Raw genomic sequence first — 8,660 nt, 5'->3', positions numbered from 1 at the left:
CTTGATTTTCGGGCTGGGTTTAGTTTGGTGCTGTCATTTTCCCTGACTCCCTTGCTTTACGGCCAAGAAAATTTCCAATTCTCAAGAATCAGGGACTTGACATCTTACCGCTGGACTTACATTTGATGAACTAGACGGAACGGTTTTTGGACCGCTGCGGCTGCAAAGGATGCAGCGAACGGCGCGGCAGTTTCCATTTATAATGAACGGAAAACATGCGCATAACAATAATCATGGCGAATAATACCAGCAATTGAAAGGATGTCGTCGCCCAACCTAAACCGATGACCAAACCGCCCGCAATCGCCCAACCGGCATAAATTTCATCCCGCAGCACGAGCGGCTTCCTCCCGGCCAGCAGATCCCTGATCATTCCTCCGCCGATCCCCGTCAAAACTCCCGCAACGACGACCGCGCTGAGGGGGTGATTCATTCCGGCAGCGTACAGCGCCCCTTGAATCGCGAATGCGGATAATCCGATCGCGTATTCCCCTGCTTTTTCCCTGTACCCATAATGTATTTATTTTATCCGCACAGTTCGACATGCGCAAGTAGCGATTTCGCGGATGAAGGCGAATTATAGCGCATTATGGCTTGCCGGAACGCTTGCTAGAAAAGGAGCGAATTGGTAAGCTAGGTTTGTTGCCTACTTTCAACATTATCGATTACGGAAGGAACTGGACGAATATGACGAATACTGGCGCAAGAGCGATTATTTTTACCGGAGGACGCTTGGACGATTGGGCTCTGAAGTACATTCAACCCGGGGACCTGCTCATCGGCGCGGATAACGGCGCAGCCTATTTGACGGAACGAGGATATTCGTTGTATGCGGCGCTCGGCGACTTCGATTCGGTTACCGATTCCATGAAAGAATCGATTCGCGCGAATAGTGGGCAGTTTATCGAATGCGATCCTGTCATGAAGGATGCATCCGACACGCAGATGGCATTCGAATTCGCCTTGCGGCAAAACCCTGCGGCAATTGTCATATGCGGCGCGCTAGGCTCCCGTTTCGACCATTCGCTCTCCAATGTGCAATTGCTTGTCAAGGCTTTGGATCGTCGTATCGATTGCATGATCGCGGACGAACAGAACGAGATTACGATTGCGGGCGCGAATCGCCCGGTGAAAATAACGCGCAAACATTTTGCCTATGCATCGCTTCTCCCTCTCTCTTCTACGGTTACGGGCGTCACCTTGGATGGTTTTCGCTATCCGCTGGACAACGCGACGTTGACGCTCGGCAATTCGCTGTCCGTCAGCAATGAATTGATCGCAGACGAAGGGGTCGTCTCTGTGCAAACAGGGAAATTATTGGTGATACAATCGAAAGATGAATGCGATTGATATCATAATAGTTACGTTTTTGTTACTTTTAAATTTGCTATCAACGCTTTGAAAATAGCTTTGTATCAAGCAAATCACTTTTCATCATTACATAAACCGATTTGTCAAGTAAAAAGTTATTCATATATTTTCATCATTTTTTAATAATTCGCTGCAATCCCCCATGGATCCTATATATTTGCTTTTTATAGTAAATTTTAGGAGATGTATTCTCTGTTATACTCTGGTTGTCGACACCTGATAGAAAACATTTTTGGAGGGACAATATGACTTATTCTAAAACATTGATCCGGAAAACAGTTACTGTGGCGTTGTCCGCAACAATCGGTTTATCTTCATTAGGTTTTATCGGAGCGGACGTCGGACATGCTGCCGACGCGACGGAAGCATACGACGAATATCAATGGCAATACCAAGATCAATATGAAGACCAGTATCAAGATCGAGATCAGGATCAGAACCAGAGCCAAGATTCGTCGCAAGAGCAATCCGACGACCAATCTCAAGAACAAAGCGTATCGGCCAACTCGGTGGGGACAAGCATTATTAACACAGGCAAAAAATATTTGGGCGTAAAATATAAATTCGGCGCCAAATCCGGAATAACAAGCGCATTCGACTGCTCTTCCTTTATGCAGTACATCTTCAAGCAACATGGCATTGAACTGCCTCGTTCTTCGAAGCAGCAATCGAAAGTCGGCAAATATGTTTCGAAGAGCAACCTGCGCGTCGGCGATCTGATTTTCTTCGATTCAGTGAAAAGCCGCCCAGGAATCGATCATGTTGCGGTATATGCCGGCAACGGTCAAATATTGCATACTTACGGCAAACCGGGCGTTACGTTCTCCAAGTTGAGCGCTTGGGAAAAGAAAATTGTAACGATTCGCCGCGTCATTAACTAACGAACGATTACGACACCTTGACGAAACATTCAACACGCTCCTACCTTCAACATTTCATCATAGCTGGCATTCTCCGCAAGGAGAATGCCAGCTTTTGCGTTTCAATGGAAGGCCTCCCCGTCTTCGTCCCATTCCGCAATGCAATCGTCGCCGAACTCTGTCTCGAATTCCGATATCGTCTGCGGATCCAGCAAACGGTATCCGATTCCGCGTATTGTCTGGATCAGCTTCGGCTTTCTGCCTTTGTCGACTTTTTGCCGCAAATAGCGGATATATACATCGACGACATTCGTGTCCACCGCAAAATCGTAGCCCCATATTTCCGATAAAATCGCTTCCCGGGAACATACTTTGTTTTTGTTTTGCGCCAAATAATAGAGCAAATCGAATTCCTTCGGGGTCAGTTCGATCGTTTGGCCGTTCCTCCGGACTTCGCGTGTCTCCGGATCGATAGTGAGATGATCGGCCCGAATCGCCTTCGGCTTCGAATCCTCCGTACGATCCCGGCGAAAGATTTGCAGCAAATTGCGGATACGCGCCAGCAATTCCTTCATGACAAACGGTTTCGTCACGTAATCGTTCGCGCCGTGATCGAACCCCCGCACGACTTCGTCGGGTTGGCCGATGGCCGTCAAGATGATGATGGGCATCGTTTGGCCGGCGTCCCGCAGAAGCGTGAGCAATTCCATTCCGCTGCGTCCGGGCAGCAGCAGGTCAAGAAGCAGCAAATCCCACGCTTGCCCCAGCGCAAGCGTCGCGCCTTCATCCCCGTCCCGGGCGCGCTGTACCGCGTAACCTTCATGCACTAACGTTTGCTCCAATAATTTTGCTATATCGTCGTCGTCTTCTACGATCAAAATACGCTCGCTCACTTGCGTCACCCGGCATTCGTTAACATTTCTGCACGTAGTTTGCGTAAACAACGGCAAATAAATACCCGGAACGGCGACAAGCGGTCTCTTAGAGCAATACGATGCCTACGAATGCGGCGAACAGCACGACGATCCAGGGCGGCGCCTTCCATAACGCCAGCATGGCAAAAGCGGCAAGCGCGATGCAAAAATCGAGCGGCGTGCGGACCGCATCGACCCACACGGGATCATATAAGGCCGCAAGCAAAATCCCGACGACCGAAGCGTTCACCCCGGTGAGCGCTGCGCGAAACTTGGCATGCTCCCTTAAACGGTGCATATGCGGAATGGCGGCCGCTATCAGCAAAAAAGAAGGCAGGAAGATGGCCGTTAACGCCAAAGCCGCGTAAAATACGCTCATGCCGCCATGTCCGGCGAGGGCGCCGATATAAGCGGAAAACGTAAACATCGGACCGGGAACCGCCTGAACGGCTCCGTATCCCGCCATAAACTGCTCCTGCGCAAGCCAGCCGCGCGATACCGTTTCCTGCTCCAGCATCGGCAGAAGAACATGACCGCCCCCAAATACGAGCGAACCGGCACGGTAGAAGCTGTCCGCCAATGCTAACCACAATCGGCCCGGAAACAGATGTCTTAGCAGCGGCAGAAGCAAGAGACAACCGATGAAGGCGGATAAAGCGGCATACGCCCATCTCATACGCGGCCTATGGCTCGAATTCGTTCCCATTTCGGTAGCTTGAAGATGCAGGCGGCCGTCCGCTGAAGCGCTATCGTCGCTCTTTGGCGTGCGGAACAGCCGCAAGCCCAGCAAACCGGAACATACGAGCGGTACGATCTGCCCCACTGTACCGGGAATCAATAACGCCGCGACAGCCGTTCCTATAGCTAACGTCCCTCGCACCGCATCGGGAGCGAGCGTGCGAGCCATCCCCCACACCGCTTGCGCGACGACGGCTAAAGCCGCGATATGCAAGCCGCGCAGCCACCCCGGGCTTGCATCCGCGAACGGATACCGCTGAACGATCAACGCGAACGCCGCCATCGCGACGGCCGAGGGCAGCGTAAAAGCCAGCCAAGCCAGAACCGCTCCCTTCCATCCGGCCCGGTATAATCCGATGCCGATGCCAAGCTGGCTGCTTGACGGTCCGGGAAGCATTTGGCATAGTCCGACCATATCGGCGAACGTTCGTTCATCGAGCCACTTCCGGCGCTGCACGTACTCATCGCGAAAAAAACCGATATGCGCAATCGGCCCTCCGAACGACGTCATGCCAAGCTTTAATGCGGCGAGAAACACTTCTCTATATCGATGTCTTTGTCCAGACAAATGGTTCAATCCCCTTATTTCGATAGAATGGTCTCTTTTCCGAGCGCCTGTTTTCTTCCACATTTCATTGTAACAGCAAATTGTAAACCGCAGCGCACTAAAATCGCTTATTCATGTAAAATTTTGAACGCATTTTGAACGGAAAAACCCCGCATCGCTCGAAGCAAACGATACGGGGTCGCGACGTCTGTATTTTATTTCGCCGGTTGTTCAACGAGCGCTTTTTGCGCATTGGAAGCTTGATCGCCTTCGCCCGCTTGCCCCGAGGCGTCTGAGCCAGGCATCCGGTTCGACGTGCGGAGCGGTATTTCTTTCAGGAAAAACGTAAGGATAAGAGCGACCAGCAAAAACATCGCGCCGTCGAAAAATACGGTGGATAGCGACGAACTTAACGCGTCGCGCAGCATATCGACCATTTGCGTAAATATCGATTGCATTTCAGCCGGCATGCTGCTTTGGATTTCGGCCAATTTCGGCTGATCCAGCAGCAATTGCGGATTATGGAACGCCGATAGCTGCTCTGCCATTTGCGGATCCAACTTCGACACGTCCACGCCTTTGCCCGAAGCTGCAGCCTCTTTCAAATTCGACGCCAAGGTGGACGACATGATCGTACCCATAACGGCAATCCCGATCGTTCCGCCAAGATTCCGGAATAATTGCATCGATGCCGTGACGACCCCGAGCTCTTTATGCGGAACCGCGTTTTGGATGGTCAGCGAGAATACCGGCATACCCATGCCGAGGCCGAGGCCGAATACGATCATGCTGACGACCGCCATCCAAATGCTATGCATGTAGCACATAATGATCATGCCGGCAAACATGATGGGCAGTCCGATCAATGCAAATCTTTTATATTTTCCTTTTTTGCTGATCAATTGGCCGACAATGGCGCTTGTGAGGACCATAGCGATCGACATCGGCATCGTCACATAGCCGGAATAGGTCGGCGAAACGCCCATCACGCCCTGCACGAAGAACGGAAGATAGATGAGCGCTCCCATCATGCCCGCGTTCATAATAAAGCCGATAATGTTGGAAATCGTTACAATTCCGTTTTTAAATAGAGTCAGCGGCAAGACAGGGCTTTTGACCTTCGTCTGAATGAACAGGAAGATGGCCAAGGCGACCGCTGCCCAAACGAACAACAAAATGATTTGCTGCGAGCCCCAATCGTATTTCGTTCCCGCCCAAGAAAATGCGAGCAATAGCGGCACGATCGTCAGCGTCAGGAACAACGAGCCGAAATAGTCGATCGATTCGGATTCCTTGCGATCCACCTTCGGAAACAGCGTTAAAATCATAAAAAAAGCGACAATGCCGAGCGGCAGGAAAATCCAGAATACCCAATGCCACTCCATATGATCGACAATGTATCCGCCGAGCGCCGGACCGATGACGCTGGAAAATCCGAATACGGCGGTCATGACGCCGGTCCATTTTCCGCGCTCGCGCGGAGCGAACAGGTCGCCGACAGCCGTAAAAGCGGTAGCCATAATGATCCCTGCGCCGATCCCTTGAATCCCTCTATAAATGATCAATTGAAAAATATCGGTCGAAAATCCGCATAAAAACGCGCCGATCATAAAAAAAACGATACCGGTCAGTATAAACGGCTTCCGTCCGTATATATCGGACAATTTACCGACCAAGATCGTAGCGATCGTCGAGGTTAGCATATAAATGGTGACAACCCAGGTATAGTAATCCATTCCCCCCAGCTTGGCGATAATTCGCGGCAAAGCCGTTCCAACGATCGTTTGGTTGATCGCCGAGAAGAACATCGCCGCCATAATGGCAATCATAATCGTCAATTTTCGCTTATGCGATAAATGTTCCATATAACATCTCCTACTCCTTTTGGTACTCCTCTACCTTATCTAAAATCTGCGTAAAAATACGCGTAAGATGTTGTCTGTCTTCATCCGACAACCATTCGAAAAAGACGGCAATCATTTCTTGTTGTTTCTCTTGGATTTCGTCAAGCGCCTCCCTTCCCTTCGGAGTGATTTCCACATAAACGACCCTCCGGTCGTCTTCGGCTCTTGTTCGCACGGCGAATCCTGCTGCAATCAACTTGTCGGTAATACCGGTAATCGCCCCTGATGTAAAGGATAATGCATCCGCCAATTCGGAAACCTTCATCGGGCCGATCGAATGAAGCCGGAACAAAACGCGGCATTGAGAGAACGTAAGATTATGCACCATCCGTTTGTTCCATTCCTGTGTCATCATCTTGATTAAACTCCGAAAAATACTTGAAAGTTTCATTAACTCGCTCTCAGGCATGTCGCAGCTCCTTCGAATTATTTTAGCACTAAAATAATTAGAGTTAAACTATTTAGTAGTATACTTTCATTGCCAATGTCCAGTCAAATGCGTAAATGTAAGCTTTCGTAAAAAATAAGCAGAAAATTTACCGTTTTTGCATTAGATTCATGTAAAATCGCCTGAATTGAAATTTCGGGGATTCGGATCAAAACAAAAGATGCGGGAGCCTCCCGGAGGAAGGCTTCCGCATCTGTGATCCGTTTCAAGCGTTTTGCAGCGACCATTTCTCGACATCCCATATTTTCGTGACCCAATCCTCGTAGAAATCCGGCTCATGGGATACGAGCAAGATCGTGCCTTTATATTCTTTCAGCGCGCGCTTCAATTCCGCTTTGGCGACGACGTCCAAATGGTTCGTCGGCTCGTCGAATAAAATCCAGTTGCTTTCCCGCATAAGCAATTTGCAAAGGCGCACCTTCGCTTGCTCTCCCCCGCTCAGCATATTCAGCGGACGGGTAATATGCTCGTTCTTCAAGCCGCAGCGCGCGAGCGCCGCTCGCACTTCATGCTGATTCATATGGGAAAATTCGTTCCAAACGTCGTCGATCGGCGTAATATTCCCCGCCTTGACCTCCTGCTCGAAGTATGCGGGATACAAGAAGTCGCCCTGATACGTCTTGCCGCTGATCGGCGGAATTTTACCGAGAATCGTTTTGAGCAGCGTCGATTTGCCGACGCCGTTGCAGCCGACGATAGCGATCTTCTCGCCGCGCTCGATCGTCATCGACATCTTTGGCAATAAAGCATGAGTATAACCGATTTCGAAATCGATCCCTTCGAATACCGTTTTGCCGCTCGCCCGCGCCTCTTTAAACACAAACGTCGGCTTGGGCGCTTCGTCCGGACGATCGATCCTCTCGAGCCGCTCCAATTGCTTCTCCCGGCTTTTGGCGCGGCCGGACGTGGAATATCTCGCTTTGTTGCGCTGGATGAAATCTTCTTGCTTCTTAATATATTCCTGCTGCTTCTCGTAAGCTTCGATATGCTGCGTTTTGTTGATATCCGCCATTTGCAGAAACTTCTCGTAGTTCGCCGAATAACGGGTCAGCTTCGCAAATTCCAAATGATAGATGACGTTGACGACCTGATTCATAAATTCCGTATCATGCGATATTAATATAAAAGCGTACGGATATTCTTTCAAATAATTCGTCAACCATTGAATATGCTCGACATCCAAATAGTTCGTCGGCTCGTCGAGCAGCAGGACGGTCGGTTTCTCCAGCAGCAGTTTGGCAAGCAATACTTTCGTGCGCTGCCCGCCGCTTAGCGACGCAACGTCGCGTTCCAGGCCGATCGCGTCCAGGCCCAGCCCGTTGGCCATTTCCTCGACCTTCACGTCCAGCATATAAAAATCGCCGATTTCAAGCTGTTCCTGAATTTCGCCCATCTGTTCGAGCAGCGACTCCAGCTCGTCGGGATCCGCTTCCGCCATTTTTTCCGTAATCGCCATCATCTCTTGTTCCAATTCCAATAAAGGCAAGAAGGCATCCTTCAAAATGTCGCGGATCGTCTTCCCCGGCGTCAGCTTCGTATGTTGGTCCAAATAGCCGTAGCGCGCCTTCGGCATCCATTCCACTTTGCCGCTGTCTTTCAATAATTGTCCCGTTAAAATATTCATTAGCGTCGATTTGCCGGCACCGTTCGCTCCCACCAAACCGACATGCTCGCCGGCCAGCAAGCGGAACGACACATTTTTGAACAACGTGCGCTCTCCGAAATTATGCGAAACGTCTTCCACTGTCAATAAGCTCATATTGAAACGCATGCTCCTATTCGATATTTTCATGAAATTACAGTTTCTAATTGTATCATATTTTGGCGGAGATCCATATATCTTTTCGGAGCGTTTCAGAAGAAATGCAAGCAAATGAC

At 50.1% G+C, this 8,660-nt stretch carries 7 protein-coding genes and 1 pseudogene; 2 read left to right on the top strand and 6 right to left on the bottom strand.

Translation table 11 applies throughout. From position 1 onward, the window contains the following. Positions 1-130 precede the first annotated feature (130 nt). A pseudogene (locus tag KQI79_RS14190) lies at positions 131-484 on the bottom strand (trimeric intracellular cation channel family protein); the annotation flags it as partial. Between the two features lie 203 nt (positions 485-687). Here KQI79_RS14190 and KQI79_RS14185 point away from each other — a divergent pair. Then, a complete protein-coding gene (locus KQI79_RS14185) occupies positions 688-1,350 on the top strand; it encodes a thiamine diphosphokinase (protein WP_216538899.1) in 663 nt (220 codons plus the stop codon). 266 nt (positions 1,351-1,616) lie between these two features. Beyond that, complete coding sequence (locus KQI79_RS14180; RefSeq protein WP_216538898.1) at positions 1,617-2,252, top strand: C40 family peptidase; 636 nt, start codon at positions 1,617-1,619, stop codon at positions 2,250-2,252. A 101-nt stretch (positions 2,253-2,353) separates the two neighbouring features. Here the strand turns inward: KQI79_RS14180 and KQI79_RS14175 are convergent, their stop codons facing one another. From KQI79_RS14175 to KQI79_RS14155, 5 genes are all read right to left on the bottom strand, one after another. Then, positions 2,354-3,124 (bottom strand): response regulator transcription factor, encoded by a 771-nt coding sequence (locus KQI79_RS14175; RefSeq protein ID WP_216538897.1) that lies wholly within the window; start codon positions 3,122-3,124, stop codon positions 2,354-2,356. An 88-nt stretch (positions 3,125-3,212) separates the two neighbouring features. Then, complete coding sequence (gene chrA / locus KQI79_RS14170) at positions 3,213-4,451, bottom strand: chromate efflux transporter (protein ID WP_253298151.1); 1,239 nt, start codon at positions 4,449-4,451, stop codon at positions 3,213-3,215. A 194-nt stretch (positions 4,452-4,645) separates the two neighbouring features. After that, positions 4,646-6,295 (bottom strand): MDR family MFS transporter, encoded by a 1,650-nt coding sequence (locus KQI79_RS14165; protein WP_216538895.1) that lies wholly within the window; start codon positions 6,293-6,295, stop codon positions 4,646-4,648. 10 nt (positions 6,296-6,305) lie between these two features. Further along, on the bottom strand, positions 6,306-6,689 hold the full coding sequence (locus tag KQI79_RS14160; protein WP_253298150.1) for a MarR family winged helix-turn-helix transcriptional regulator: 384 nt from the start codon (positions 6,687-6,689) through the stop codon (positions 6,306-6,308). Between the two features lie 298 nt (positions 6,690-6,987). Next, positions 6,988-8,541 carry an ABC-F family ATP-binding cassette domain-containing protein gene (locus KQI79_RS14155; protein WP_216538893.1) on the bottom strand — a complete coding sequence of 518 codons (1,554 nt, stop codon included), beginning with the start codon at positions 8,539-8,541 and terminating at the stop codon, positions 6,988-6,990. Positions 8,542-8,660: the final 119 nt, after the last annotated feature.

Origin of the sequence: Paenibacillus sp. MSJ-34 (genome assembly GCF_018918005.1) — a bacterium.
Classification (GTDB): Bacteria; Bacillota; Bacilli; order Paenibacillales; family Paenibacillaceae; genus MSJ-34.
This window is presented reverse-complemented; position numbering and strand designations above follow the sequence as displayed.

Coding starts and splice junctions, on each gene's coding strand:
- KQI79_RS14185 (WP_216538899.1), top strand. CDS start 688: ATGACGAATACTGGCGCAAGAGCGATTATTTTTACCGGAGGACGCTTG.
- KQI79_RS14180 (WP_216538898.1), top strand. CDS start 1,617: ATGACTTATTCTAAAACATTGATCCGGAAAACAGTTACTGTGGCGTTG.
- KQI79_RS14165 (WP_216538895.1), bottom strand. CDS start 6,295: ATGGAACATTTATCGCATAAGCGAAAATTGACGATTATGATTGCCATT.
- KQI79_RS14160 (WP_253298150.1), bottom strand. CDS start 6,689: ATGATGACACAGGAATGGAACAAACGGATGGTGCATAATCTTACGTTC.
- KQI79_RS14155 (WP_216538893.1), bottom strand. CDS start 8,541: ATGAGCTTATTGACAGTGGAAGACGTTTCGCATAATTTCGGAGAGCGC.